Source organism: Methylobacterium soli, assembly GCF_008806385.1.
In the GTDB taxonomy this organism is placed as follows: domain Bacteria; phylum Pseudomonadota; class Alphaproteobacteria; order Rhizobiales; family Beijerinckiaceae; genus Methylobacterium; species Methylobacterium soli.
Genome location: NZ_VZZK01000026.1, coordinates 57028 through 83229, shown reverse-complemented (window position 1 = coordinate 83229; position 26202 = coordinate 57028). Strand labels below are relative to the sequence as shown.

Sequence of the window (26202 nt, the reverse complement as noted above, 5' to 3'; positions counted from 1 at the left end):
GCTCACGCCTTCGCGGCGTCCGCCTCCTTGTGCGGGCGCAGCTCCGGGGCGACCGGGCCGGCCTCGACCTCCGCCTCCGGCGCGGCGCGGCTCTCCTGGCGGCTCGAATCGACGAAGAGGCGGGCCTCGCCCTCCTTCACGCCGAGGCTGCGCAGCGCGTAGAGGGTCATGCCGAGCGCCAGTTCCCGCTCGCCCATCAGCACGAGGCCGACCCGCTCCTCCTCCAGGCGCCGGCGCTCGCTGTCGCTGTGGGTGCGGATGACGGTGTCGATCCCCGGATTGGCGCCCCGCGCGATCTCGATCAGGCGGCGGGTCTGGTGCGAATCCGGCGTCGCGAGCACGAGGAGCCGGGCGCTGCCGATATCGGCGGCCTCCAGGATGCCCGGGGCGGCGGCATCGCCGAAGACCGCGTCGACGCCCTGCGCGCGCAGCTCCAGGACCCGGCGCCGGTCGCGGTCGACCACCACGTAGGGCAGGTCCCAGGCCCGGAGCGCCGTGCCGATGCTGCTGCCGACCCGGCCGTAGCCGATGACGACCGCGTGGTCGCGGCGCGGCCCGGCCTCGCTCGCCATCGCGACCTGGCCGGCGCCCTGCCGCTCGAAGCGGGCGGCGAGGGTCGGGCGCTCGGACAGCGCGCGCTCGACCCGCGCCGCGAGGGCGAAGAAGAGCGGGTTGAGGGTGATCGACAGGAGCGCGCCTCCGAGGATGAGGTCGCGGCCCTCCTCGGGCAGGAGCTTGAGCGACAGGCCGAGGCCGACGAGGATGAAGGAGAACTCGCCGATCTGCGCCAGGCTCGCGGCGATGGTCAGGGCGGTGCCAACCGGGTGGCGGAAGGCCAGCACGATCGCCACCGCGGCGACCGACTTGCCGAGCATGATCACGCCCAGGACCGCCAGCACCGAGAGCGGCTCCCGGATCAGGATGCCGGGATCGAACAGCATGCCGACGGAGACGAAGAACAGGACCGCGAAGGCGTCCTGCAGCGGCAGCGAATCGGCCGCCGCCTGATGGCTGAGGTCGGATTCGGCGAGCACCATGCCGGCGAAGAAGGCGCCGAGCGCGAAGGAGACCCCGAACAGCTCCGCCGAGCCGAAGGCGATGCCGAGCGCCAGCGCCAGGACCGCGAGGGTGAACAATTCCCGCGAGCCGGTGCGGGCCGCCTGATCGAGGAGCCAGGGCACGATGCGGCGCCCGCCGACGAGCATCACGGCGGTGAAGACCGCGACCTTGGCCAGCGTCAGCCCGAGGGTGAGCCAGATGCCGCCGCCCGCGCCATGGTGGCCCGCCCCGCCGGCGCTGCCGCCGAGCGAGGGCGCGAGCGCCGGCAGCAGCACCAGGGCCAGCACCATGGCGAGGTCCTCGACGATGAGCCAGCCCACCGCGATCCGGCCCTTGTCGCTGTCGAGGAGGTTGCGCTCCTCCAGGGCCCGCAGCAGCACCACGGTGCTGGCCACGGAGAGCGCGAGGCCGAAGACGAGGCCGGCTCCGAGGCTCCAGCCCCAGGCGAGCGCCAGGCCGCCCCCCATGATGGTCGCCACCCCGATCTGCACCACGGCGCCCGGCAGCGCGATGCTGCGCACCGCCATCAGGTCCTTGATCGAGAAATGCAGGCCGACCCCGAACATCAGCAGGATCACGCCGATCTCGGCGAGCTGCCCGGCGAGCCCGCTATTGCCGACGAAGCCCGGCGTGTAGGGCCCGACGAGGACCCCCGCCAGCAGGTAGCCGACCAGCGGCGGCAGCCGCAGGCGCTGGGCGGCCATCCCGCACAGGAAGGCGAGCACGAGCCCGAGGGCGATGATGGCGATCAACTCGGTCGCGTGCGGCACGGGTCTCTCGTCTCCTGGGCTGAGGGCAGGACTGGCATTCCGGGGGCGGCGCGGCCGGGTTCGGGCGGACCCGCGGCACCGGACACCTTCCTAACCGAGACCTTCCTCAAAATCCGTGCCGGACTGCACCCGCGGTGCCCCAGCGCACAGCCCCAGCGCACAGCCCCACCGCACAGAGCCACGTCGGAACCGCGCCGGACGGTTGAGCCGCCGATACGATAACGCGCCCGGAGGCCCCGGTTTCGCGCAAGATTTCGCGCCGGGTTGCGGGAGCAACGATGCGGGCCAATCCAGGGCGAGCAAGGATAAGCGCAGAGCTTGCAAGGTCCTCCGTGCCCGCCACGACACGTTTTCGTGAAACCGGAGCGTGCAATGCTCCGTTGTCGCCCTGGATCATGCACCTCATCGGGTGCGGCCCAGCGAGGCGGCGATGACGACGCGGGACGAAATCATGCGGCGGGAGGCTCTGGGGCGGGTCGACAGCCGGGAAAGCCGCAACTCCACCGTCTGGACGGTGGCGTTGGCAACCGCGCTGCTCGGCCTCGTGGCGATGCCGCGCCGCCGGAGCCCGGATCCGGGCCAGGCTGCGGGCGGGCGCTCCGAGGATCCCCGCGCGCCCTCCCCCTCTCACGCCGGGCCGGAGGCCCAGCAGGTGGCGCGGACGCAAGGGGAGCGCGGCCGCCAGGCCTCGACGCCCTCCGAGATCCCGGCGAGCGGCTGGAAGGACATCGGCCTGCGGGTGTTCCACGACATCGGCGAGAACCGCCTCGTCCTGGTCGCGGCGGGCGTGACCTTCTACGTGCTGCTGGCGATCTTCCCGGCGGCCGCGGCGCTGGTCTCCTCCTACGGGCTCGTCGCCGATGTGGGCACCATCAACGAGCATCTGGCGAGCCTGCAGGGGGTGCTGCCCTCGGGCGCCCTCGAGATCGTCGGCGAGCAGGTGAAGCGCATCGCCGCCAAGGGCGACACCACCCTGGGCATCACCTTCTTCACCGGCCTCGCCCTCTCGATCTGGAGCGCCAATGGCGGCATGAAGGCCGTCTTCGACGCCCTCAACATCGTCTACGAGGAGCGCGAGAAGCGGAACTTCCTCTGGCTCAACCTGCGCTCGCTCACCTTCACGGCCGGCGCGCTGCTGTTCATCGTCGTCGCGCTCGTCGGAATCGTGGTGGTGCCGGTGGTGCTGAACACGATCGGGCTCTCCGGGGATGCCTGGTACATCGCGCTCCTGCGCTGGCCGGTCCTCTACCTCGTCGTGCTGCTCGGCCTCGCGCTGATCTACCGCTACGGCCCGAGCCGGGACGCGCCGCGCTGGCGCTGGGTCACCTGGGGCAGCGCCATCGCGGCGGCCCTGTGGCTCGTCACCTCGGTTCTGTTCTCGTGGTACGTCTCGAATTTCGGAAAGTACAACGAGACCTACGGCTCGCTCGGCGCCGCGATCGGCTTCATGACCTGGATCTGGATCTCGACCATCATCGTGCTGGTGGGCGCCGAGATCAACGCCGAGATGGAGCACCAGACCGCGACGGACACCACGGTCGGCCAGCCCCAGCCGCTGGGCACGCGCCGGGCCAAGATGGCCGACACGGTGGGGGCGGCGACCTGAGGGCCGGAGCTCCCGTGAACGAGGCCCCGGCTCTCTCCGGGCTGGTCCTGACACCCTCGCTGCCAGTCGCCCGGACGCCCCACCGCTCCCATCCGGGAGAGGTCGAGTCGGCGTGGGCCGACCGGGCGAGGGGTGCGACTTTTCCGGAGAGGTCGCATCCCTCACCCCAACCCTCTCCAGCACGGGAGAGGGGGCCGGTCGCGCTATCCGGGCTGGTCCTGACACCCTCGCTGCCAGTCGCGCGCACGCCCCACCTCTCCCGTCCGGGAGTGGTCGAATCCGCGAAAGCGGAACGGGTGAGGGGTGCGACTTTTCCGGACAGCGCTCACCCCTCACCCCAACCCTCTCCCGCACGGGAGAGGGGGCCGGTCGCGCTATCCGGGCTGGTCCTGACACCCGCGCTGCCAGTCGCGCGCACGCCTCACCTCCCCCGTCCGGGAGTGGTCGAAGCCGCGAGGGCGGCACGGTGAGGGATGCGACCTCTCCGGATAGCGCGCATCCCTCACCCCAACCCTCTCCCGCACGGGAGAGGGGGCGCGTTGCGTCATTTGTGCCCGAACTGACGGCGTGGAGCGGACGCTATCGATACGGTCTCGCGCCCTCGACGAAACGCCGTTTTTCCCGCAGACCATCGCGCATGACGAACGCCGCCTCCACCACCGCCGCGCCCGCCCCCGACGACAAGCCCGTCGGGCCCGGCGACCAGATCATCCTGGTGGACGGCTCGTCGTTCATCTTCCGGGCCTATTTCCAGTCGATCAACCAGCCCGAGCGCTACAATTTCCGGCCCTCGGACGGGCTCCCCACCGGCGCGGTGCGGCTGTTCTGCGCCAAGATCGCGCAATTCGTGCAGGAGGGCGCGGCCGGGACCTGCCCGACCCATCTCGGCATTGTCTTCGACAAGTCCGAGGGCTCGTTCCGCAAGGAGATGTTCCCCGATTACAAGGGCCACCGGCCGGACGCGCCCGACGACCTCAAGCGCCAGATGCCGCTGATGCGCGAGGCGGTGCGGGCCTTCGGGCTGCACGCGGTGGAGCTGGAGCGCTACGAGGCCGACGACCTCATCGCCACCTACGCGCGCCAGGCCGAGGCGCGGGGCGCGGGCGTCATCATCGTCTCCTCCGACAAGGACCTGATGCAGCTCGTCGGGCCCCTGGTGCGATTCTACGATTTCGAGTCCGGCGCCAAGGGTAAGCCCGGCTACCGGCCCGAGCGCAACCTCGACGTGGACGCGATCGTGGCCAAGTGGGAGGGCCTGCAGCCGAACCAGATCGGCGACGCGCTGGCGCTGATCGGCGACACCTCCGACAACGTGCCGGGCGTGCCCGGGATCGGCCTGAAGACCGCCGCCGCCCTGATCAAGGAGTTCGGAAGCCTCGACGCCCTCCTGGAGCGGGCGGGCGAGATCAAGCAGCCCAAGCGCCGCGAGACGCTGCTCGCCAACATCGATCAGGCGAAGCTCTCGCGCAAGCTCGTGGCGCTGATCGAGGACGTGCCGGTCCCGGTGCCGCTCGACGCCCTGCGCCTGCCCGCGCCCGACCCGGAGAAGCTCGTCGGCTTCCTCAAGGCGATGGAGTTCAACACCCTGACGCGCCGCATCGCCCAGATGCTGCATGTCGACCCCGAGGCCGTGCGCCCCGACCCGAGCCTCCTGCCCGGCGGCACGCCGCACGGCTACGCCAACCCGGAGGGCGGCAGCGACCCGGTGCCGTTCTTCGGCGACAGCGTGCCGCCCGATCCCGAGACCGGGGCGGCCGGAGCCGAGCGCCGCGACGGCGAGGCGCCCCCCGAGATCGACCCCTTCGCCGACCTGAACCTGCCGGACGCGCCCGCCAGGCCGCGGGGCCCGGCCGAGCCGACGCCCTCGAACGTGGTGGCGGCGCGCGCGGCCGAATCCGTCAAGCCCTTCGACACGGCGGCCTACGAGACGATCGGGTCGGCGGCGCAGCTGCAGGCCTGGATCGCCGAGGCCGAGGCGGCGGGCGTGATCGCGGTCGACACCGAGACCGACGCGCTCGATGCCAACCGCGCCGGCCTCGTCGGCGTCTCGCTGGCCACCGCCCCGGGGCGCGCCGCCTACATCCCGCTGACGCATCGGGGCGGCGAGGACCTGTTCGGCGAGGGCCTGCTGCCCGGCCAGATCCCCCTCGACGAGGCGCTGGCGCTGCTGAAGCCGCTCCTCGAGAATCCGGGCGTGCTCAAGGTCGGCCAGAACCTCAAATACGACTGGCTCGTGCTCTCGCGCTACGGGATCACGGTGGCGCCCTTCGACGACACCATGCTGATCTCCTACGTGCTCGATGCCGGCAAGGGCGGACACGGCATGGACGAGCTCGCCCGCCGCCATCTCGGCCACCAGCCCATCACCTTCGCGGACGTGGCCGGCACGGGGCGCGCCAAGGTCAGCTTCGACAAGGTGCCCCTCGACAAGGCCACCGCCTACGCGGCCGAGGACGCGGACGTGACCCTGCGCCTGTGGCGGATGATGAAGCCCCGCCTCGTGGCCGAGCGGCGCGTGGCCGTCTACGAGACCCTGGAGCGCCCGCTCGTGCCCGTCGTGGCCCGGATGGAGGGCCGCGGCATCCGGGTCGACCGCAACATGCTGAGCCGGCTCTCGGGCGATTTCGCCCAGACGCTGGCGCGGCTGGAGGAGGAGATCCAGGAGGATGCGGGCGAGACCTTCTCGGTCTCCTCGCCCAAGCAGATCGGCGACATCCTGTTCGGCAAGATGGGCCTGCCCGGCGCCAAGAAGACGCCGTCCGGCCAGTGGGCGACCCCCGCGACGCTGCTCGAGGAGCTGGCGCAGGCGGGCCACCCGCTCCCGAAGAAGATCCTCGAATGGCGCCAGCTCGCGAAGCTGAAATCCACCTACACGGATTCGCTGCAGGAGCATGCCGAGCGCGACACCAACCGGGTGCACACCTCGTTCTCGCTCGCCGCCACCACCACGGGCCGGCTCTCCTCCTCCGACCCGAACCTGCAGAACATCCCGATCCGCACCGAGGAGGGCCGGCGCATCCGCCGCGCCTTCGTGGCGGCGGAGGGCAACAAGCTGATCTCGGCCGATTACTCGCAGATCGAGCTCAGGCTGCTGGCCCACATCGCCGACATCCCGCAATTGCGCCAGGCCTTCGCGGACGGCATCGACATCCACGCGGCGACCGCCTCGGCGATGTTCGGGGTGCCCCTTGCCGAGATGACGCCGGATTTGCGCCGGCGCGCCAAGACCATCAATTTCGGCATCATCTACGGCATCTCGGCCTTCGGCCTCGCCGACCGCCTCGGCATCCCGCAGGGGGAGGCCTCGGCCTTCATCAAGCAGTATTTCGAGCGATTCCCCGGCATCCGCGCCTATATCGACGACACCAAGAAGTTCTGCCGCGACAAGGGCTACGTCACCACCCTGTTCGGCCGCGTCTGCCACTACCCGCAGATCCGCTCGAACAACCCGCAGGAGCGCGCCAGCGTCGAGCGCCAAGCCATCAACGCCCCGATCCAGGGCACCGCCGCCGACATCATCCGCCGGGCCATGACCCGGATGGAGGGCGCGCTCGCGGCCGAGCGGCTCAACGTGCGCATGCTGCTGCAGGTGCATGACGAGCTCGTCTTCGAGGCCCCCGAGGAGGAGGTCGCGCGCGCGCTGCCCGTGATCTCGCGGGTGATGGAGGAAGCCCCCTCCCCCGGCATCACGCTGCGCGTGCCGCTCGCCGTCGAGGCCCGGGCCGCGGGGAACTGGGAGGAGGCGCATTGAGGACTGGCGGTCCGGGTTCAGCCCTCGAAGGGAGGCCGTCGAAACACGGTTGAGGACCAGGACCGAAAGCTTGGAAACCGATCGTCGCCGCCCTTGACGCGGTCTCACCGCCCCTGACGCGGCCATCTGCGCTCAAGGCGGCGCGCGGATCTCAGATCATCGGGGCGTGGTCAGGCGACGGGTTGCCAGCCTGCGATCGGGTGCAACGTCGCGCAGGCCGGTCCGCCATCCTTCGCCCTGCCGGGAAGCTCGGCCTCGAGCACGGCGCCGGCCAGGGCCTGGTCCAGCAGCGCGGCGGAGAGCGCAGGGATGTCGACCTTGGCGCGCCGGCTCCATGCGGAGGGGTGCTGCCCGGCCTGCTCGCCGATCGCGATGTAGACGAAGCATCGACCCGCCCCCTCGCGGCGGACGAAATCCCCCGCGAGCCTCGGCCCCGGCGCGACCCGGACCGGCACATCGAACGCGATGGGTCCATTACCCGCGGTGACCTGCCCCACCGGCTCGCTCTTCCGGTTCTGCAGGCTGTAGGCCACGCCGGGGAGCGGATCCAGGATCCTGAGCCTCAGGGTGATGACCTGACCTTCCGCCATGCCCGTTCCCGCTTCGCGAATGCCGGCTTCCCCGTACTCGGACCTGGCCGGACCCGGCAACGGCTCGCGCGCCGCGTCTTCCGGCCGGGTCCGCGTCGCGGACGTGTATGAGGAAACACCCGCCCCGGGTGGGTTGGGCCACCCTACCCTTTCGGAGGCGAGGCCGGAGAGGCGGACATGTGGCAGCCAGCATGACCTCGGCCGAGAGCCGCCTGCCCGCCCTCATCAGGCGTTCGGATCCTGCGCCTGCGCGCCCCATGCGTGAGCGCAGGCAGGCACCATCGCCGCGCGTCAGCGAATACCGCCGCTCGCGGTGATGTCCTCGCCGGTCAGCCAGCGGGCATCGTCGGATGCCAGGAACGCGACGACGCCGGCGATGTCGTCAGGTTGGCCGGCCCGGCCGAGCGGCGTCTGTGCGACGAAGCCCGCCTCCATGTCGGAGCCGACGACGCCGGCGGTATGCGTGCCCTCGGTCACCACGAAGCCGGGGCTGACCACGTTGACCCGGATCCTGCGCGGAGCCAGCTCGTTGGCGAGGACACCCGAGATCGCGTTCAGAGCGCCCTTGGTCCCCGCATAGACCGCCGCACTCGGCGTATGCACATGGGTGATGGCCGACGAGATGTTGATGATGCTGCCGCCGTCCCCGAGATGCTTCGACGCGGCTTGGGTCGCCAGCAGGACGCCCAGCACGTTGACGTCGAAGAGACGGCGATAATGCGCCTCGGTCACGTCCTCGATGGGTGCGAATTCATAGACGCCGGAATTGTTGACCAGCACGTCGAGCCGGCCGAATTGCTGCACCGCCGCCTCGATCAAGGCTTGCGCCTCTGCGGCTTGGGAGACGTCGCCCTGGACCGCGACGGCCCGGCCCCCGGCAGACGTGATGGCCGCCACGACCGCCTCCGCGCCCGCCTTGCTCGACGCGTAGTTCACCACGATCGCCGCGCCCTCCTTCGCCAATGTCTTGGCGATCGCCGCGCCGATGCCCTTCGATGCGCCGGTCACCACGGCGACCTTGCCCTCAAGCTTTGACATGTGTGCTAGCCTTCGCGATGGGCCGGCTCCGGGATGGTCGCCTTAGTCCCATAGTTCGGAATTTCGGAACTACCGAAGCTGAGATCAAGCCCCCATATGGATAAAACATGAGGCCCCTGTTCCACCCTGCGCTGGAGGACGTCCAACCGGAAGCGATCCTGCACGCGCTGTCCGATCCCGTACGCGCGGCGATCTTCGCCAGGATCGCGGGCACGGGCTGCGTCGATGCCTGCAGGGCCGTCTCCGCGGTGGGTGACCGGGTCATCCCGAAATCGTCGTTGTCCAGCCACTTCAAGGTGCTGCGCGAGGCGGGATTGATCCGTTGCGAGCGCCACGGCGTGGAGATGCGGAACCATTCGCGCTGCACCGAGGTGGATGCCCGCTTTCCAGGCCTGCTGTCGGCAATCATGAGCGCCTACGCACGCGTCTAGACGCCGGCCTCGATCCGAGGCACGAGAGGCCCGATTATCGCGCGCGATCAGCCGAACCGGCACGGCAGGCTGAAGAAGCGGCAGCCCGCGACCATCGCCCGCGAGCACAGCCTGGAGCGAGGACAGCGCCCGGAGCACCGGGCCAGTGTCGCCCCCGGCCATCGCCTGCTAAACCCCCGGTCGATGTCCTACACCGTCGCCGCCCTCTACCAGTTCACGCCGCTTCCCGATGCGGAGGCCCTCCGGGCGCCGCTGCTGGCGTTGTGCGAATCTCTCGGCCTCACCGGCACGCTGCTGATCGCCCGCGAGGGGATCAACGGCACGGTCGCGGGCACGCAGGACGCCATCGCGGCGTTCCTCGGCGCGCTTCGCGAGGGGCCGCTCCTCGCCGGGCGGCTCGATGGGCTGGAATGCAAGCTGTCGGGAGCGCAGGCGCCGCCCTTCCGGCACATGAAGGTGAAGTTCAAGCCCGAGATCGTCACCTTCGATTGCGGCACCACCGACCCCACGGGCGATGTCGGCACCCGCGTCGCACCGGAGGATTGGAACGCCCTCCTCGACCGGCCGGACCTCCTGGTGATCGACACCCGCAACGCCTTCGAGGTCGGGCTCGGCACCTTCCGGGGCGCGGTCGATCCGGGGATTCGCCGCTTCGGCGATTTTCGCGATTACGCCGATCGGCTCGATCCGGCGGCGCAGCCGGCCGTGGCCCTGTTCTGCACCGGGGGCATCCGCTGCGAGAAGGCCGGGGCCTACCTGAAGGCCAAGGGCTTTGCCGAGGTGCACCTGCTCCAGGGCGGCATCCTGAAATATCTCGAGCGCGTGCCGGAAGGGGAGAGCCGCTGGCAGGGCGATTGCTTCGTGTTCGACGGGCGCATCGCGCTCGGCCACGGCCTCGACGAGCGGCCCGACCACCCGCCGGAGGCCCTGCGATGAGCGCCGGGCTGGACGACGCCGCCCGGATCGACCGGCTGGAGATGCGCCTGACCGAGCAGGACCGCGCGATCGAGGACCTGAACCGGACGATCACCGACCAGTGGCGCCTGATCGACCGCCTGACCCGGCAGGTGGCGGCCCTGCGGGAGCGCGTCGAGGAGGCGGGGGAGCGCGGCGGCGACCCGCGCGCCCCGGAGCCGCCGCCCCCGCATTATTGAGGGCGCGGCCTCAGCCGGCTTCGTCGAGTTCCGGCCCGCGGGTGACGTCGAGGCCCTCGGCGGCTCCCGGCGGCGGGCCGACCGCCACGATGGCGCCGCTGCGGGCCGCCTCGTAGATCGCCTCCATCAGGACATGGTCCTGCAGGCCCTCCTCGCCGGGCGTGCGCGGGCGGCGGTTCTCCTGCAGGCAGCGGGCGAAGTGGTCGATCTCCAGGGCGAACTGGTTCTTCTGCGCGAGCACCCGGTTGTCGCGCGATTCCTGCTTGCCGTCCTTGTGGGAGACGATCAGGCGCTGGCCCTCATACGCGAAGGCGTTCTCGAGATCGATGTCGGCGCCGGCCGTGTGCACCGTCAGGCGGCGGGATTCGTGCACGCCGTAGCTCGTCAGGCACTGGGCGATGACGCCGGAGGGGAAGCGCAGGGTGAAGGCGACGCTCTCCTCGACCTCGCCGAATTTCGGGTCTTCGGGCGGCGAGATGATCTGGGCCTGGACCGAGACCGGCTCCTCGCCCAGGAGCGCCCGGGTGCCGTTGAGGCAGTAGAGCCCGATATCCGGCAGGGCGCCCCCGCCCGCCAGCGCCTTCTTGAGCCGCCACTGCTCGGGCAGGCCCGTGGTCTGGCCGTTGAAGGCCTGGATCAGGCGGGGCTTGCCGAGGGTGCCGGACCGGGAAAGCCGCGTCACCTCGCGGTTATAGGGCTCGTACTGGCAGCGATAGGCGATCATCAGCCTGACATTGGCCTTCTCGCAGGCCGCGATCATCTCGCGGGCCTGCGCGGAGGAGGCCGCCATCGGCTTCTCGCAGAGCACCGCCTTGCCCGCCCCCGCCGCCGCCAGCACGTGGTCGCGGTGCAGCGCGTTCGGGGTCACGACGTAGACGGCCTGCACCGCCGGGTTCTGCCGCAGCCGGTCCCAGTCGCCGTAGCCGTAGACCGCCTCCGGGGCGATTCCGTATTGCTCGGCCACGAGCCGGGCCTTGTCGGGGCTGCCCGACATCAGGGCCGTCAGGCGCGCCCGCTTGCACTGCGCCAGGGCCGGCAGGATCTCCTCCAGGCTGAGCCGCCCGAGCCCGACGACGCAGAACCCGACCCGCTTCTCCGGCGGCATCGGGGCCGGAGGCGGCGGGGGCGTGCGGTCGCCGGGGCCGCGCCAGTTCGGGAACACGATCTTGCCGCCCTGCACCGCGCCGGTATCGGCCGGCACCGCGGGGCCGCCGGGCGGGTTCTGGGCGGCGGAGGCCGGGGCCGCCATCGCGAAGGCCGCGCCCGTCAGCGTGGCGCCGCCGGCCCGCAGGAGGTTGCGCCGGGACAGGTTCGTGTCGTCGTCCGCCATGGGCCTCGCCGATGCTGGGTGGATGCCGCGGGGCGATGCCCCGTGCGGGGCGCGCTGCCCCGTGCGGGGCGATGCCCGGTTGGGGCGCCCCCTTGGCTCCTCGAACGCCAGCCCGGGAGGCTGTGTTCCGCCGGGTCAGGCCGGCGGGGGCGGGTCCGGGGCCTCGACCTCGCCCTTGCGCTGGAGCTGAAGCGCGACGAACCAGCACAGGGCCGCCCAGGCCGCGCCGACGCACCAGCCGGCCAGCACGTCGCTCGGCCAATGCACCCCGAGATAGACCCGGCTGACCCCGACGCAGAGGGTGACGAACACGCCGAGGAACAGGACCAGAGCCTTGACGCGCCGATGCGGATCGATGCGGGCGATCAGCGTCGCCAGCGTCAGGTAGGCGATGGCCGACATCATGGCGTGGCCGCTCGGGAAGCTCGCGGTGAACACCTCCATGCCGTGGGGCACGAGGTCGGGCCGGGGCCGGTGATAGAACAGCTTGAGCACCGTCGAGACGAGTTCGCCCCCGCCCACCGCCGCGACCACGAACAGGGCGATGCGGCGCTTGTTGGCGAGCGCCAGGTAGACCGCGACCGCGGCCGTCACGAACACGATGGTGAAGACGCTGCCGAGGCCGGTGATGTCCCGCATCGTCTCCTCGAGCCAGCGCGGCCCGATCGGGTCGGAGAGGTCGGCGGGATTGCGCAGGGCCAGGAGGATCTTGCGGTCGAGCGCCGCGGTCGAGCCCTCGCCGACCTCGTCCGCGAGGTAGAAGAAGCCGTAGCCGAGGAAACTCAGCGTCAGGAGGGCGGCCAGCGGCCCGACCTCGTTGAGGCGAAAGCGCAGCCAGACCGCGGTGGCATGGCTGAAGAGCGGGTTTCCGCGCGCGGAGTGGAGCGCCTTCACGGTCGCATCCTCCGGACGTTTCGCGGCAGGGCGGGGGGCATCACGAGTTCTCTCCGAAGGCGAAGCGGGCCCGCTCGTCCCAGGGCCCGCCGAGATAACGCCACAGCCGCAATCCGGGTGCGACGAAGCGGAACGGCATGAAATCCTGCGCCAGCGCGGCGTGGAGCGCGCGCGCCACCTCCGGCTTCGCCTTGTTCTGGACGGTGACGTGCGGGCGCCAGCCCTGCCGGTCCTGCGCGGTGAGATGGGCCGAGAAGGCCTGGGCGAGGCGAGTCCGGAAGCCCGACAGCGCCTCGGATTCCAGCGTGTAGACGACGCCGCGCCCGATGAAGCGCAGGCCCGTCACCGCCACCTCGGGGGGCGCCTGCGTGCGCACGAGGCTCGCGATGGTCTCGCGCACGCCGGGCTCGTGCAGGCCGGGCAGGTGGTGGAACAGGGTGGCGTGGGCCGGAATGTGGTTGAGCGCCTCCGGGAAGTGACGCCGGCGCAGCCCGTCGAAGCGCGCGAAGGTGGGCTCGTCGAAGGCGAGGGTCAGGATCAGCGGATCGGGCGTGGGTTCGGCGTGGGACATCGGATCCGGATTGGGCGGCGCTGCCGGCCCAAATGGCGCAAGCGGGCGCGAGGTCCAGCGGACCCGGACCGCTTCCTGCGACGCCTGCCCGCTTCGGAAGGCGGCTAAAAGCGCGGAATGCGGCCTCGGCGCCCTCCTCGCAGGCCGGCGGAGGCGGGCCGCGCCCCGGTTTCGCTTCCCCTCCGGTCTGGCTAAAGACGCCTGATGTTGTCCAGAAGATGGGATCCAGTGCATGCCGGGCGGGACGGCTGGCTCTTCCTCACGGGGGGCAGCAACCGCGTCATGGACCAGTACGGGCACGGGCTCGGGCGCTGGTGGCGCCTGCGCGCCTGGGCGCGGCTGATCGAGGCGCGCGCCGCGCGGGCCGCGCGCCTGGGCATCCGCTCGGCCACCCTGATCGTGCCCGAGAAGCTCTCCGTCTACGACAACCTGGCCGGTGACCTCGCCTACGATCCGGGCCGGGCCCCGACGCGGGTGCTCGCCCGGCGCCTTGCCCGCAACGCGGCCTATCTCGACCTGCTCCAGCCCTTCCGCGCGGCCCGCGACGGCGCCCCCCTCTACCTGCGGACCGACACGCATTGGTCGGTCGAGGGTTATCTCCTGGCCTATCGGGAGCTGATGCGGGCGCTCGGGGCGGTGCCCCCGCCCGAGATCGGCGCCCGCCCCCGCTTCGAGGCCGAGCGGCTGATGGACCTCGGCGAGAAGGCCCCCGGCCAGCCGCGGGAGACGGTGAGCCACCTCGTGATCCCGCGCGCCGCCGAGCGCGTCCATGCGGGCGCCCTGGTGGAGGCCTACGAGGCGGAGGGGCGCGCGAGCGCGCTGCATACCGGCGCCCACGTGATCTATCGCAACGCCGATCCCAGCATCGACCGGCGGCGCCTCGTCCTGTTCGGGGATTCCTACGCGCATTTCGCCCCGATCATGCTGACCGGGCTCCTGGCGGAGAGCTTCGCCGAGGTGCACTTCGTCTGGTCGTCGAGCCTCGACTGGGGCTACATCGAGCGGGTGCGGCCGGACCTGCTGGTGTTCGAGCTGGCCGAGCGCTTCCTCGCGCGGGTGCCGCGGGACGATTACGACGTCGCCGCCGCCCGCCGCGCCAAGGCCGCGCCGCCTCGGAGGGAGGCCAGATCCGACCCGGCTTGAGCGGCCTCCCGGCCGCCTCTCAATCGATCTGCTGGCCGAGCTCGCCGTTCTCGATGGCGACCATCAACTGGTCGCCCAGGAAGCTGTCGGGGGTGAGCGCGAGGCCGAGCACGAAGGCGAGGAGCACGGCGATGCAGGCGAGCGCGACCGTGACCTGATCGGCCCGCCGCCTCTGCGTGTGGATGACGAGACAGCCCGCCGTGAACATGGCGGCTTCGGCCAGAGGCAGGACGAGGGTGACGGCCAAGGCGATCGATCTCCGGGTGAGACAGGGCCTCAACGAAAAAAAGGGAGCGCCGTTTCCGACGCACCCGAGATGGAGGTTGCCCCCCTCCGAATCCGAGGCGGGCAGGCCTGAGCTTAAGTGAAGTCTATCGCCAAGCAAGCCGACGGATTGAATACACTCAAGGTTGTGTCCAAACGGTCGCACATCCGCCGGCAACTGGGACGGGCGCCGGCCAAAGGGACTTTCCACGCCGCCATGCGCGCCCATTTCAGCACAGCGAAGCCGGGCCGTCAGGCCGGGCGCATGCGGGAAGGTCTCGAGGCGATGGGATTGCTCGTCGACGGCATCTGGCAGGATCAATGGTACGACACGGCCTCGACCGGGGGCCGCTTCGAGCGCAAGCCCTCCGCGTTCCGCAACTGGGTGACGCGGGACGGCAGCGCCGGCCCCTCCGGGGTCGCGGGCTTTCCCGGCGAGGCCGGGCGCTACCACCTCTACGTCGCGCTCGCCTGCCCCTGGGCCCACCGCACCCTGATCGTGCGCGCCCTCAAGGGCCTCGAGGAGGCGATCACGGTCTCGGTGGTGGACCCGCATATGGGCGCGCAGGGCTGGGTCTTCGGGGACACGCCGGGGGCGACGCCCGACGCCGTCAACGGCGCCACCCGCCTCTCCGAGATCTACCTGAAGGCCGACCCGCATGTCACCGGCCGCGTCACCGTGCCGGTGCTCTGGGACAAGGCGCGGGCGACGATCGTCTCGAACGAATCGGCCGAGATCATCCGGATGCTCAACGACGCCTTCGGCGGCTCGGGCCCGGACCTCTACCCGGAGGATCTGCGCGGGGCGATCGATGCCGTCAACGCGCGGGTCTACGACCGGGTCAATAACGGGGTCTACAAGGCGGGATTCGCCACGAGCCAGGCGGCCTACGCGGAGGCATTCGGGGCGCTGTTCGCCGAGCTCGACGCGCTGGAGGCGCGCCTCGATGCGGGCCGCTACCTCTTCGGCGCCCGGCTCACCGAGGCCGATATCCGCCTGTTCACCACCCTGGTGCGTTTCGACGCGGTCTATGTCGGCCACTTCAAGTGCAACCGGCAGCGCATCGCCGACTACCCGAACCTCTCGAACTACCTGCGCGACCTCTACGCCCTGCCGGGGGTGGCCGCGACCGTGAACCTGACCCACATCAAGCGGCACTATTACGAGAGCCACCCGGGCATCAACCCGACCGGCATCGTGCCGCTGGGCCCCACCCTCGACTTCGACGCCCCAAACGACCGGGCCCTGCGCTTCTGCGCGTGAGGCCCCGCCCTCGACGGACGCGCCCCACGCCATAGATGAATGCCAGCAACTTTCATGGACGCCATGACGACCCGATCCCTTCCCCGCCTCGCCCTCCTTCTCGCGCCGCTCGCCGTCGCACCCTTTGCCCTGGCGGCCGCCACCGGCTCGGCCCGGGCCCAGGCCGCTGTGAAGCTCGAGGGCACCTGCTCCCAGCTCGTGATCGCCGGCCAGGATCTCAGCGGCAGCTGTTCGGGCACGCTGATGAACACCGCGGCGCGCACCCGCACGAGCTTCGATTTCGCCTCGCGCGACGGCCAGACCCTGAGCTTCAGCGGCACCGGCGCCCAGCAGGAGCGCACCGAGGAATCCGACCCGCTGCAGCCGATCAGCCTCGTGATCCCGGGCAAGAAGACCCCGGAGGGCGTAGTGCAGAACCCCGTGATGGCGGTGGGCGCCTGCCGCTTCACGGCGCCGTCGCCGGGCAAGACCGAGATCGTCTGCGAGGCGAACTCCGCCGAGAAGGGCCGCTACGCCGCGACCTTCCTGACCGACGCCAAGCCGGCGCCGGACGCTCCGAAGCCCTGAGGCGCCCCGAGGCTCCGCTCCGGAGCCCGCGCGATGCTGCGCGAAGGGCCCGGAACCCGGTGGAGCGTGGCCGGAACGGGGTGGTCAGGCCCCCGTCCGGACCCCATGTAAGCCCTCGCGATTTCGCGAGTCGCCCTGCGCACTCGCCAACGTCCGTCCCCGCGAGGATCCGATGCTGAACGATGCCCCCTTGCCCGGCTCCGCCCCCGGCGGCGCCACCGCCGACGTGATCCGGGACACCACGACCGCGAGCTTCCGCCAGGACGTCATCGCGGAATCGATGAACCGGCCGGTCCTGGTGGATTTCTGGGCGCCCTGGTGCGGCCCTTGCAAGCAGCTGACCCCGATCCTCGAGAAGGCCGTCACGGCGGCCGGCGGCGCGGTCGTGCTCGCCAAGATGAACATCGACGAGCATCCCTCGATCGCGGGGCAGCTCGGCATCCAGTCGATCCCCGCCGTCATCGCCTTCCAGCAGGGCCAGCCGGTGGACGGGTTCATGGGCGCCGTGCCGGAGAGCCAGGTGAAGAGCTTCATCGAGCGCCTCGCCGGCCCGGCCGGTCCGAGCCCGATCGACGAGCTGATGACCGAGGCCGGCGCGGCGCTGGCGGAGGGCGACCTCGCGGGCGCCTCCGAGCTCTACGCGGCGGTCCTCGGCCAGGAGCCCGACAACGTCGCGGCGCTCGCGGGCCTCGCCAAGATCCAGCTCGACGCGGGCGAACTGGAGAACGCCAAGCAGGTGCTCGCCATGGTGCCGGAGGCCAAGGCCAATGATCCGGGCCTCGCCGGCATCCGCGCCGCGATTGAGCTCGCCGAGCAGGCGGCCTCGCTCGGGGACCTCGCGGGTCTCCAGGCCGAGGTCACGGCGAATCCCGACGCGCACCAGGCCCGGTTCGACCTGGCGCTCGGCCTCAACGCCCGGGGCGAGCGGGCGCAGGCGGTCGACCACCTGATCGAGATCCGTCGGCGCGACAAGGACTGGAACGACGACGGCGCGCGCAAGCAGCTGCTTCAGTTCTTCGAGGCCTGGGGGCCGATGGACCCCGACGCCATCCGGGGGCGGCGCAAGCTCTCCACGTTGCTGTTCGCCTGACGCCCGGGTCCGGGCAGGGGGAGATGAGATGAGCACCCATGCGGGCTACAAGGGTCCGGCGGATTGCCCCGGCGTGATCCCGGTCTTCCCCCTTCCCGGCGCGCTCCTGCTGCCGCGGGGCCAGATGCCGCTGAACATCTTCGAGCCGCGCTACCTCGCGATGATCGACGATGCCCTGCGCACCGACCGGATCATCGGGATGATCCAGCCGGACGCGGAGGGGGGCGGCTCGCCGATGGTGCCGCGGCTCTACCGGGTCGGCTGCGCCGGGCGCGTCACCCAGTTCGCCGAGACCGGCGACGGGCGCTACCTGATCTCGCTCACGGGCATCAGCCGCTTCCGGGTCGAGAGCGAGCTCGCCACCACCACGGCCTACCGGCGCTGCCAGGTCTCCTTCGATGCCTTCGCGACGGATTTCGAGGCGCGCGCCGGCGAGGACGCGGTGGACCGCGAGGGCGTCCTGAAGGCGTTGCGCGACTTCGTCGAATCGAACGAGCTGCAGGTCGATTGGGCCGGCATCGAGGAGGCGCCGAACGAGGCGCTGGTCAACGCGCTCTGCATGATGAGCCCCTTCGGCGTGCGCGAGAAGCAGGCGATGCTCGAAGCGCCGGACCTGAAAACCCGCGCGGAGGTCTTGATCGCCGTGACCGAGATGGAGTTGGTGCGCAGCTCAGGCTCCGAGCCGACGCTGCAGTAACCCCAACCCTGAGAGGCGCACACGCCATGTCCGACGACAATCCCGCCACCATCGAGGCCACCCGGGTCGACCCGAAGCTCCTCGAAATCCTGGTCTGCCCGCTCACCAAGGGCACGCTGGAATACGATGCCGAGCGCCAGGAGCTGATCAGCCGCTCCGCCAAGCTCGCCTACCCGATCCGCGACGGCATCCCGATCATGCTGCCCGAGGAAGCCCGCCCGCTGGTGGATTGAGGCGGGCGGTTCCCGCCCGGGCGGCCCAGGCGGGCCAACGGGACGGCCCAAGCAGGCCGCCCCCGCCCGGCGCCTCAGTCGCAGCGCTCGCGCCGCACAGTGGTCGAGGAGCCGTCCTCCTCCGTGCGGGTGACCGTCTTCGTCTCGCAGCCGCCCTCGCGCTCGACCGGCACGGCGCGCCGCTCCACCACCACCGGCTCGCGCTCGATCACCACGGCGCGCGGGGGCGCCTCGCGCTCGATGATGGTGGTCTGGGCCAGGGCGGGACCCGTAAGGGCCGCGAGCGTCGCGGCGGCGAGGATGAGGCGCATCGAGATCTCCTGATCGCGTTCGAAGGAAGCGGCTCTAAGAACGACGCGAGGAGCGTAGCAGTTCCGAAGTGTCCGGGAGCCCGATCCGCGCGTTGACCTCAAGCAACGCCCGCCAGAACAGCCAAGCTCGACGGTTCCCGACTTCGGGTGACGTGACGCACAGCGCGTCATATTCTTGCCGCTTCCGGCAAATATTCTGATTTCATTCACATCACGTCGGGCTTCTGGGCCCGAGCCAACGATCACAGCGGCCCGCCTCCGCGCGCCCGCCGCCTCGTCGTCTTGTCCGAAGGGAGTCGCATGTTGAAGGTTGTCACGCTCGTCGCGCTCGCAACCGGTTTCGCCGGGCCGGCCCTCGCTCCCGCGCGCGCGGCGGATGCGGCGGCGTCGCGCAACTTCAACGGCACCTGGTCGGTCGAGCTCGTGACCGAGAGCGGCCTCTGCGACAGCCGCTACAATTACGCGGTGTCGGTGCAGGAGGGGAATGTCCGCCTCGTCTCGGGCGCGGATGCCTCGACCCGCATGAGCGGGCGCGTCGGCGCGGACGGCACCGTCGGCCTCAGCGTCTCGAACGGCTCGGCGAACGGCGCGGTCTCGGGCCGGCTCCAGGCCCGCTCCGGCGGCGGCACCTGGAAGGTCTCGGCCCTCTGCTCCGGCCGCTGGACCGCCCGCCGCCACGGTTCGCAAGTCGCGCAGGCGGAGTGAAGATCGCGCAGGCGGAGTAAGGTCGCGCAGGCGGGGTAGGCTCGCGCAGGCCGGGTAACACCCGCGCCGGTCGCGCGGGTGACATCATCGCAGACGAGGCGCGGCCGGGGCCGCGCCTTCGCCCTTCACGCCGCGCTGGCGAGCCAGCTGCGCGCCTCGTCGATGCGGGCGCGCTCGAACACCTTGATCTGGGCCGGCGAGACGAAGCTGAAGGTCTCGGCCAGCACCTTGAGCCATTGCGCGTCGGTCACGAGCGCCACGTGGCTCACGCCCTTCATCATCGCCAGGCCGAAGCGCGGATCCTTGAAGAAGGCCGCCGGCTCCATGCCCTGGAAGGCGCGGATGTCCTCCAGGAGCTTGATCTTGCCGCCCTTGTCGAGATCGGCCTGCATCGCCGTCATGACGGCGTTCATCTCCGCGTCCGCGATTTTCCCGTCGACGACGATCTCGGCGATGTTGGAATCCGGCTTCTTCTCGTAGCTCAGCACGTCAGCGCTCCTCATGGGTCGTCGCATCGGGGGCCGTCCGGGGGAGGCTCGTGCTCCCACGCGCCCTGTCATCCTACAAAAAATGCGGCGGGTCGATGTCCGCCTTTGCGTTCGGGTGCGGGTTCCGACCCGGACCCGGCGCTTCGGGAAATCCGGGAGGCCCGGTCGATCGGCGAGGATGAGCCTCGGCGCTGCGCCGATCCGCCGCGATCCCGGGCGGGCGCCGCTCCCTCCCGGCGAGGGCGCCCGCCCGCGCCGTCAGAGGAAGCTCTGCGGGTCGACGTCGATCGTCACCTTGACGTTGCCGCGCACCTTGGGGCCGCGGGCGAGCCAGTCGCGCAGGTAGGATTGCAGGTCGATCGCCCGCTCGGTCTTCACGAGGAGGCGGAAGCGCCAGCGCCCGCGGATCAGCGCCAGCGGCGCCTCGGCGGGGCCGAGCACCATCACGCCCGGCGGCGGCTCGGCGGCGCGGGCGAGCGCCTGCCCGTGGGCCTCGGCCACCTCCCGCTCGTTGGCCGAGACGATGAGGGCCGCGAGGCGCCCGAAGGGCGGCAGCCCGGCGAGTTCCCGGGCCGCGATCTCCTCCTCGTAGAAGCGCTCGGCATCGCCCGAGAGGAGCGCGGCGATGACCGGGTGCTCGGGCTGGTAGGTCTGGACCAGGGCCCGGCCGGGCCTCTCGCCGCGCCCCGCCCGGCCGGTGACCTGCTGGAGCAGCTGGAAGGTGCGCTCGGCCGCCCGCGGATCGCCCGAGGTGAGGCCGATATCGGCGTCGAGCACGCCCACCAGCGTCAGGTGCGGGAAGTTGTGGCCCTTGGCCACGAGCTGCGTGCCGATGACGATGTCGCAGGCGCCGTCCGCCACCATCTGCAACTCGGCCCGCAGGCGCTCGGCGCCGCCGGGAAAATCGCTCGACAGGACGACGATGCGCTGCTGCGGAAACAGCTCGGCGACCTCCTCGGCGATGCGCTCGACGCCGGGGCCGCAGGGGGTGAGGTGCTCGAAGGCGCCGCATTCGACGCAGGCCTCCGGCTTGCGCTCGGCATAGCCGCATTGGTGGCAGACCAGGGCCCGGCGGAAGCGGTGCTCCACGAGCCAGGTCGAGCAGTTGCGGCACTGGTAGCGGTGGCCGCAGGCGCGGCACAGCGTCAGCGGCGCGTAGCCCCGCCGGTTCAGGAACAGCAGGGATTGCTCCCCCGCCGCGAGGTTGTGCTTGAGGGCGTGGATCATCGGCGGCGCCAGGAAGCGGCCGCGCTCGGGCTTGTCGAGGCGCATGTCGATCGCCCGGATGTCGGGCAGGCGGCGCCCGCCGAAGCGCTCCGGCAGGGCGACGTGGCGATAGCGCCCGCGCGCCGCGTTCACCCGGGTCTCGATCGAGGGCGTGGCGGAGGCGAGCACCACCGGGCAGCCCTCGAGGCGCCCGCGCACCACCGCCATGTCGCGGGCGTGGTAATGCACCCCGTCCTCCTGCTTGTAGGCGGATTCGTGCTCCTCATCGACCACGATGAGGCCGAGCCGGGCGAAGGGCAGGAACAGGGCCGAGCGGGCGCCGACCACGACGCCGATCTCGCCCGCCGCCACGCCCGCCCGGATGCGCTCGCGGCGCTTGCCGCCGATGCCCGAATGCCAGGCGGCGGGGCGCACGCCGAAGCGCGCCGCGAAGCGGTCGAGGAACTGCGCCGTCAGGGCGATCTCGGGCATCAGGATCAGGGCCTGGCGCCCGGCGCGCACGCATTCCGCCACCGCCTCGAAATAGACCTCGGTCTTGCCCGAGCCCGTGACGCCTTCGAGGAGCGTCGCCCCGGGATCGCCCTCCGGGGGCAGGAGCTCGGCGGCGGCCCGGCCCTGCGCCTCGGAGAGAGGCACCCGGGGATGGTCGGGATCGGGGGGCAGCGCCACGGGCTCGGGCTCGAGGGCCACCGCCTCCAGCGCCCCGTCGTCGACCAGCCCGTCGACCACGCTCAGCGAGACGCCGGCCTCCTTGGCGAGCGCGCTCTTGCCGCGCAGCGCGCCGTCGGCCGCCACGGCCAGGACCTTGCCGCGCGCCGGGGTGGCGCGGGCGGGGGGCTTCCCGCTGGCGCGCACCCCGACCCGCAGGCTCTCGCGGGCGGCGGCCTCGTCGGGCAGGCGCAGGGCCATGGCGAGCGCCGAGCCCTTCGGCGCCAGGGTGTAGCGAGAAAGCCAGTCGACGAGCCGGCGCAGGGGCTCGGACAGGGGCGGCACCGCGAGCCGGCCGGTGACGGGCCGCAGGTTCGAGCCGCCCGGGCTCTCGGCCAGCCCCCAGACCACGCCGACCGTCTCGCGGGGGCCCAGCGGCACCTGCACGATGTCGCCCTCGGCCAGCGCCAGCCCCTCCGGCACGGCGTAGCTGTAGGCCGTGTCGATCGCCAGGGGGATCAGGATCTCGGCGGTGACGGGCATGGGCGCTGCTGCAACATCAGGTCTGAGCTCTGTAAGCGTTTTGTTCTATATATGGACGCGAGACGTTCGCCAGAACGGCACTGTTTCGCTCATGGTTGCAATCGCAAGCGGATGGCGAGCGGCACGGCCAGCAGGCTCAGCGCCGCCATGACCCAGAAGCCGCGCGCCCCGAATCCCGCGTAGAGGGGACCGGAGGCGAGGGTCAACGCCGCCCCCGCGAGGCCGAGCCCGACGGTGCCGTAGAGGGTCAGGGCGGTGGCGCGCAACCGCGCCGGCACCGCCCGCTCGATCAGGCCGAGGCAGGCGAGGTGCAGGAGCGCGAAGGTCAGCCCGTGCAGGAGCTGGACCGCGGCGAGCCAGGGCAAGGCCGTGGTCTCGGCCATCACGCCCCAGCGCAGGGCCCCCGCCCCCGCCGCCAGGACGAGGCCGCCGGCAAGCCCGATCCGGGCGAGGAGCCAGGGGCCGACGGCGAGGAACACCAGCACCTCGGCGGCCACGGCCTCGGACCAGAGCAGGCCCGCAAGCGCCGGGCCGATGCCGGAGGCGCGCCAGAGGATCATCGCGAAGGCGTCGTGCATCGCGTGCGCCCCGACCACGAGGCCCGCGACCAGCACGGTGCGGCGAAAGCCCGGCAGCCGCAGCAATGCGGCAAAGCCCCGCCAGATCCCCTCGGGGGGCGCGGGCTCGGATCCGGGCTCCGAACCCACCCCCGAACCCGTCCCCGCCGGCAGCAGACGGGCGGCGAGCCCGGTGGCGAGGAACAGGATCCCGCCGACGATCAGGGCCGCCGCGAGGCCCTGCGCCGCGATCAGCCAGCCGACGAGGATCGTCGCCCCGATGAAGGCGGCCGAGCCCGCCCCCCGGACCCAGCCATACTGGAAGGCGCGCCCGCCCTGCGCCCCGGCGAGCGCCAGCGCGTCGGCGAGCGGCGCCAGCGGCGCGGTCGCCACCGCGTAGGCGAGGCCGAGGGCGAGCAGAGCCGGGAAGCCGTGCCCGGCAAGATGCGCCAGGGCGGCGAGCCCCGCGAGCCCGGCCGCCGCCGCCAGGATCGTCCGCGCCGCGCCCCGCCGGTCCGCGGCGCGGCCCGCGAGCGGCCCGGCCACGAGCCGCGTCAGGGTCGCGCCCGCCAGGACGAGGCCGATCTCGGCGGGCGACAAGCCGCGCCCGGCCAGCACGTTCGGCATCACCGGCGACAGGCTGCCATAGGCCCCGTAGAGGGCGCCGTAGAGCAGGAGGAAGCGGGCGAGCCCCCCGCCCGCGCCCGCCGCTGCGCCGCCCCCGACATGCCTCATGCCCCGGACATGCCCCCTGCCTCGTCCCTCAGCCCTTGCCTCATCCCTTGGCCCTTGCCTTAGAGCATCGGGCGCGGATGCGTCCAACCGGCACGCCGTCCTCGGCGGCCGGCCTATCCCGGATCCCGCGCCGCGCCCCGCATTGCCTCGCGCCGCCCATCCGCTATGGACCGGCGGGCCATGTCCAGATTGATCTCCCCTGCCCGCCCCGAGCCGGAGGCCGCCGAGGCGCCGTCCCGCCTGGAGCTCGTCGGAATCGGCTGCCGGTTCGGGCCGGTGCGGGCCCTCGACCGCGTCTCGCTCAGCGCCCGGCCGGGGGAGATCCTCGGCCTCCTCGGGGATTCCGGCTGCGGCAAGAGCACCCTGCTGCGGATCGTGGCCGGATTGGAGCGGCCGGACCGGGGCGAGATCGGCTTCGATGGGCACGCAATCGATCCCGGGACGCCCCCCGAGGCGCGCGGCGTCGGATTGATGTTCCAGGATTACGCGCTGTTTCCCCATCTCACGGTGGCCGAGAACGTGCGCTTCGGCCTCGCCCGCCGCCCCCGGCGCGAGGCGGAGGCGATCGCGGCGGCGCGCCTCGCGCAGGTCGGCCTCGCCGACCGGGCGGACCGCTACCCCGCGACCCTGTCGGGGGGCGAGGGGCAGCGGGTGGCGCTCGCCCGCGCGCTGGCGCCCGGCCCCCGCATCCTCCTCCTCGACGAGCCGTTCTCGAATCTCGACCGGCGCACCCGCGATCGGGTCCGGGCCGACACCCTCGCGGTGGTGCGGGCCGCCGGCACGACGACGCTCCTCGTCACCCACGACCCCGAGGAGGCCCTGGCCTTCTGCGACCGCATCGCCCTGATGCGCGGGGGCCGCGTGGTCCAGGCCGGCACCGGCCCCGACCTCTACGAGCGCCCGACCTCGCGCTTTTCCGCCCGCTTCTTCGGCGACCTCGTGGAGATGCCGGGCCGCTGCCGCGACGGGGGCGTCGACACGCCCTTCGGCACCCTGCCGGCGCCGGGCTTCCCGGAGGGCGCGCCCGTCCGGGTCTGCCTGCGCCCGGAGGCGATCCGCCTGGCCTCGGCCGGCACGGGCGCGCCCGGGCGCGTCCTCAGCCGCCGCTATCTCGGCGCGCAGGCCCGCCTGGAGATCGCCGTCGCGGGCCTCGCCGAGCCCCTCCTCCTCGCGGTGGGCGCCGACGATGCGCGGCAGGAGGGCGACGCGGTCGGGCTCGCGCGGGCCGAGACCGGCGCCTTTATTTTCCCCGACGCGGCGGATTAAAAGCAAACCTGCCGACGTGGGACGGGTTTTCTCGGGTTTCAGGCGGGTTTAGTTTTTAACTGTAATAAATCAAAGACTTCGCGCTTGATTTTCCGCGCGCGATCCGTCTGAACCTGCCGCAACACGTGCGGGGAGACGCATCATGCGGGGCAGGTTCATGCGGGTTCGATTCGATCAAAGCCGGCTCCGGCCGAGCCGGTTCTTGCAGGGCCAGTTCTTGCAAGGCCTCGTCTCGCGCCATCCCGTCGGGGCGGCCGGCCTCGCGCTCGGCCTCGCGCTCGGCGCCGCCCCGGCCGGGGCCGCGGAGGTCAACCTCTACACCACCCGCGAGCCGGGCCTGATCCGCCCGCTCCTCGACGCCTTCACGGCCCGGACCGGCACCACGGTGAACACCGTCTTCGTCGAGAAGGGCCTGGCCGAGCGCGTCGCCGCCGAGGGCGCCCGCGCCAATGCGGACGTCCTGATGACGGTCGATATCGGCAACCTCATCGACATCGTCGATCGGGGCCTCGCCCAGCCGGTGCAATCGCCCACCCTCGAGGCCGCCGTGCCGGCCGCGCTCCGGGACGCGGACGGGCGCTGGTTCGCCCTCTCGACCCGCGCCCGCGTCGCCTACGCGGACGCCAAGGACCTCGCCGACCTGAAGGCGCTGACCTACGAGGACCTCGCTGACCCGAAATGGAAGGGCAAGCTCTGCCTGCGCTCGGGCCAGCACCCCTACAACACGGCGCTGATCGCCCACCACCTCGTCAAGCACGGGGCGGAGAAGACCGAGGCGTGGCTGCGCGGCGTCAAGGCGAACCTCGCCAAGAAGCCGGCCGGCGGCGACCGGGACGTCGCCCGCGACATCCTGGCCGAGAGCTGCGAGCTCGGCCTCGGCAATTCCTACTATGTCGGCCTGATGCGCTCCGGGCGCGGCGGCCCCGAGCAGCAGAAATGGGGCGAGGCCATCCGAGTGGTGCTGCCGACCTTCGCGGGCGGCGGCACCCACGTGAACGTCTCGGGCGCGGCGGTGGCCAAGAACGCCCCGAACCGGGCCGACGCCGTGAAGCTCCTCGAATACCTCGTCTCGGACGAGGCGCAGGGCCTCTACGCCAAGACCGATTACGAGTACCCGGTGAAGGCCGGCGCGCCCATCGACCCGCTGCTCACCGCCCTCGGCCCGCTGACCATCGACGCCGTGCCGGTCGCCGAGATCGCCCGCAACCGCAAGGCCGCGAGCCTGCTGGTCGACAAGGTCGGCTTCGATCAGTGAGCCCGGAACCATGGC

General features: G+C 71.8%; 25 protein-coding genes. 14 read left to right on the top strand and 11 right to left on the bottom strand.

Annotation, left to right across the window (positions count from 1 at the left end; all coding sequences use genetic code 11):
- Window positions 1-2: 2 nt before the first annotated feature.
- The gene (locus F6X53_RS21665) at window positions 3-1829 is read right to left on the bottom strand and encodes a cation:proton antiporter domain-containing protein (protein ID WP_151002432.1); all 1827 of its coding nucleotides are present in this window, start codon (window positions 1827-1829) and stop codon (window positions 3-5) included.
- Window positions 1830-2379: 550 nt separating this feature from the next.
- Between F6X53_RS21665 and F6X53_RS21660 the strand changes: the two genes are divergently transcribed.
- Both F6X53_RS21660 and polA read left to right on the top strand, forming a co-directional pair.
- A complete protein-coding gene (locus F6X53_RS21660) occupies window positions 2380-3435 on the top strand; it encodes a YihY/virulence factor BrkB family protein (protein ID WP_373876037.1) in 1056 nt (351 codons plus the stop codon).
- A 637-nt stretch (window positions 3436-4072) separates the two neighbouring features.
- Entirely contained in the window at window positions 4073-7186 is a 3114-nt protein-coding gene (polA, locus tag F6X53_RS21655) for a DNA polymerase I (RefSeq protein ID WP_151002430.1), read from the top strand.
- Window positions 7187-7356: 170 nt separating this feature from the next.
- Here polA and F6X53_RS21650 read toward each other — a convergent pair whose 3' ends face one another.
- Window positions 7357-7776: a DUF5990 family protein gene (locus tag F6X53_RS21650; RefSeq protein WP_151002429.1), complete on the bottom strand. Its 420-nt coding sequence runs from the start codon at window positions 7774-7776 to the stop codon at window positions 7357-7359.
- Window positions 7777-8067: 291 nt separating this feature from the next.
- Window positions 8068-8814, bottom strand: coding sequence for a glucose 1-dehydrogenase (locus tag F6X53_RS21645; protein WP_151002428.1), 747 nt, complete (start codon window positions 8812-8814; stop codon window positions 8068-8070).
- 107 nt (window positions 8815-8921) lie between these two features.
- Here F6X53_RS21645 and F6X53_RS21640 point away from each other — a divergent pair, with 107 nt between their 5' ends.
- The 3 genes from F6X53_RS21640 (at window position 8922) to F6X53_RS21630 (ending at window position 10399) form a co-directional block, all read left to right on the top strand.
- Window positions 8922-9245 carry a winged helix-turn-helix domain-containing protein gene (locus F6X53_RS21640; RefSeq protein ID WP_151002427.1) on the top strand — a complete coding sequence of 108 codons (324 nt, stop codon included), beginning with the start codon at window positions 8922-8924 and terminating at the stop codon, window positions 9243-9245.
- 183 nt (window positions 9246-9428) lie between these two features.
- On the top strand, window positions 9429-10181 hold the full coding sequence (gene trhO / locus F6X53_RS21635) for an oxygen-dependent tRNA uridine(34) hydroxylase TrhO (RefSeq protein ID WP_151002426.1): 753 nt from the start codon (window positions 9429-9431) through the stop codon (window positions 10179-10181).
- Complete coding sequence (locus F6X53_RS21630; RefSeq protein WP_191970935.1) at window positions 10178-10399, top strand: SlyX family protein; 222 nt, start codon at window positions 10178-10180, stop codon at window positions 10397-10399. Before trhO ends, F6X53_RS21630 begins: the two co-directional genes overlap by 4 nt.
- Window positions 10400-10409: 10 nt before the next feature.
- Here F6X53_RS21630 and F6X53_RS21625 read toward each other — a convergent pair whose 3' ends face one another.
- The 3 genes from F6X53_RS21625 to F6X53_RS21615 all read right to left on the bottom strand — a co-directional run bounded on the left by F6X53_RS21625 (window position 10410) and on the right by F6X53_RS21615 (window position 13194).
- Window positions 10410-11729, bottom strand: a complete 1320-nt coding sequence (locus tag F6X53_RS21625; protein WP_151002425.1) for a Gfo/Idh/MocA family protein — start codon at window positions 11727-11729, stop codon at window positions 10410-10412.
- Between the two features lie 135 nt (window positions 11730-11864).
- Window positions 11865-12623, bottom strand: coding sequence for a phosphatase PAP2 family protein (locus F6X53_RS21620; protein ID WP_151002424.1), 759 nt, complete (start codon window positions 12621-12623; stop codon window positions 11865-11867).
- A gap of 40 nt (window positions 12624-12663) precedes the next feature.
- A complete protein-coding gene (locus F6X53_RS21615; protein ID WP_151002423.1) occupies window positions 12664-13194 on the bottom strand; it encodes a 2'-5' RNA ligase family protein in 531 nt (176 codons plus the stop codon).
- Between the two features lie 204 nt (window positions 13195-13398).
- On the opposite strand from F6X53_RS21615, the gene F6X53_RS21610 reads away from it, so the two are divergent.
- Window positions 13399-14337 carry an alginate O-acetyltransferase AlgX-related protein gene (locus F6X53_RS21610; RefSeq protein WP_151002422.1) on the top strand — a complete coding sequence of 313 codons (939 nt, stop codon included), beginning with the start codon at window positions 13399-13401 and terminating at the stop codon, window positions 14335-14337.
- 19 nt (window positions 14338-14356) lie between these two features.
- Here the strand turns inward: F6X53_RS21610 and F6X53_RS21605 are convergent, their stop codons facing one another.
- Window positions 14357-14584, bottom strand: coding sequence for a hypothetical protein (locus F6X53_RS21605; RefSeq protein ID WP_238298377.1), 228 nt, complete (start codon window positions 14582-14584; stop codon window positions 14357-14359).
- Window positions 14585-14887: 303 nt separating this feature from the next.
- Between F6X53_RS21605 and F6X53_RS21600 the strand changes: the two genes are divergently transcribed.
- From F6X53_RS21600 to F6X53_RS21580, 5 genes are all read left to right on the top strand, one after another.
- Window positions 14888-15865 carry a glutathione S-transferase family protein gene (locus F6X53_RS21600; RefSeq protein WP_151002445.1) on the top strand — a complete coding sequence of 326 codons (978 nt, stop codon included), beginning with the start codon at window positions 14888-14890 and terminating at the stop codon, window positions 15863-15865.
- 63 nt (window positions 15866-15928) lie between these two features.
- On the top strand, window positions 15929-16432 hold the full coding sequence (locus F6X53_RS21595; RefSeq protein WP_151002421.1) for a hypothetical protein: 504 nt from the start codon (window positions 15929-15931) through the stop codon (window positions 16430-16432).
- A 172-nt stretch (window positions 16433-16604) separates the two neighbouring features.
- Window positions 16605-17522: a thioredoxin gene (gene trxA / locus F6X53_RS21590; RefSeq protein ID WP_151002420.1), complete on the top strand. Its 918-nt coding sequence runs from the start codon at window positions 16605-16607 to the stop codon at window positions 17520-17522.
- Between the two features lie 28 nt (window positions 17523-17550).
- The gene (locus F6X53_RS21585) at window positions 17551-18219 is read left to right on the top strand and encodes an LON peptidase substrate-binding domain-containing protein (RefSeq protein ID WP_151002419.1); all 669 of its coding nucleotides are present in this window, start codon (window positions 17551-17553) and stop codon (window positions 18217-18219) included.
- A 26-nt stretch (window positions 18220-18245) separates the two neighbouring features.
- The gene (locus tag F6X53_RS21580) at window positions 18246-18452 is read left to right on the top strand and encodes a Trm112 family protein (RefSeq protein ID WP_151002418.1); all 207 of its coding nucleotides are present in this window, start codon (window positions 18246-18248) and stop codon (window positions 18450-18452) included.
- Window positions 18453-18526: 74 nt separating this feature from the next.
- Here the strand turns inward: F6X53_RS21580 and F6X53_RS21575 are convergent, their stop codons facing one another.
- Entirely contained in the window at window positions 18527-18763 is a 237-nt protein-coding gene (locus F6X53_RS21575) for a hypothetical protein (protein WP_151002417.1), read from the bottom strand.
- A gap of 300 nt (window positions 18764-19063) precedes the next feature.
- On the opposite strand from F6X53_RS21575, the gene F6X53_RS21570 reads away from it, so the two are divergent.
- On the top strand, window positions 19064-19468 hold the full coding sequence (locus tag F6X53_RS21570; RefSeq protein ID WP_151002416.1) for a hypothetical protein: 405 nt from the start codon (window positions 19064-19066) through the stop codon (window positions 19466-19468).
- A gap of 125 nt (window positions 19469-19593) precedes the next feature.
- On the opposite strand, the gene F6X53_RS21565 is transcribed toward F6X53_RS21570, so the two are convergent.
- The 3 genes from F6X53_RS21565 to F6X53_RS21555 form a co-directional block, all read right to left on the bottom strand.
- A complete protein-coding gene (locus F6X53_RS21565; RefSeq protein ID WP_151002444.1) occupies window positions 19594-19956 on the bottom strand; it encodes a SpoIIAA family protein in 363 nt (120 codons plus the stop codon).
- 258 nt (window positions 19957-20214) lie between these two features.
- On the bottom strand, window positions 20215-22374 hold the full coding sequence (locus F6X53_RS21560; protein WP_151002415.1) for a primosomal protein N': 2160 nt from the start codon (window positions 22372-22374) through the stop codon (window positions 20215-20217).
- Window positions 22375-22463: 89 nt separating this feature from the next.
- A complete protein-coding gene (locus F6X53_RS21555) occupies window positions 22464-23666 on the bottom strand; it encodes an MFS transporter (protein WP_151002414.1) in 1203 nt (400 codons plus the stop codon).
- A 180-nt stretch (window positions 23667-23846) separates the two neighbouring features.
- Here F6X53_RS21555 and F6X53_RS21550 point away from each other — a divergent pair, with 180 nt between their 5' ends.
- Complete coding sequence (locus tag F6X53_RS21550; protein WP_151002413.1) at window positions 23847-24932, top strand: ABC transporter ATP-binding protein; 1086 nt, start codon at window positions 23847-23849, stop codon at window positions 24930-24932.
- Window positions 24933-25134: 202 nt separating this feature from the next.
- A complete protein-coding gene (locus F6X53_RS21545) occupies window positions 25135-26187 on the top strand; it encodes an extracellular solute-binding protein (protein ID WP_238296862.1) in 1053 nt (350 codons plus the stop codon).
- Window positions 26188-26202: the final 15 nt, after the last annotated feature.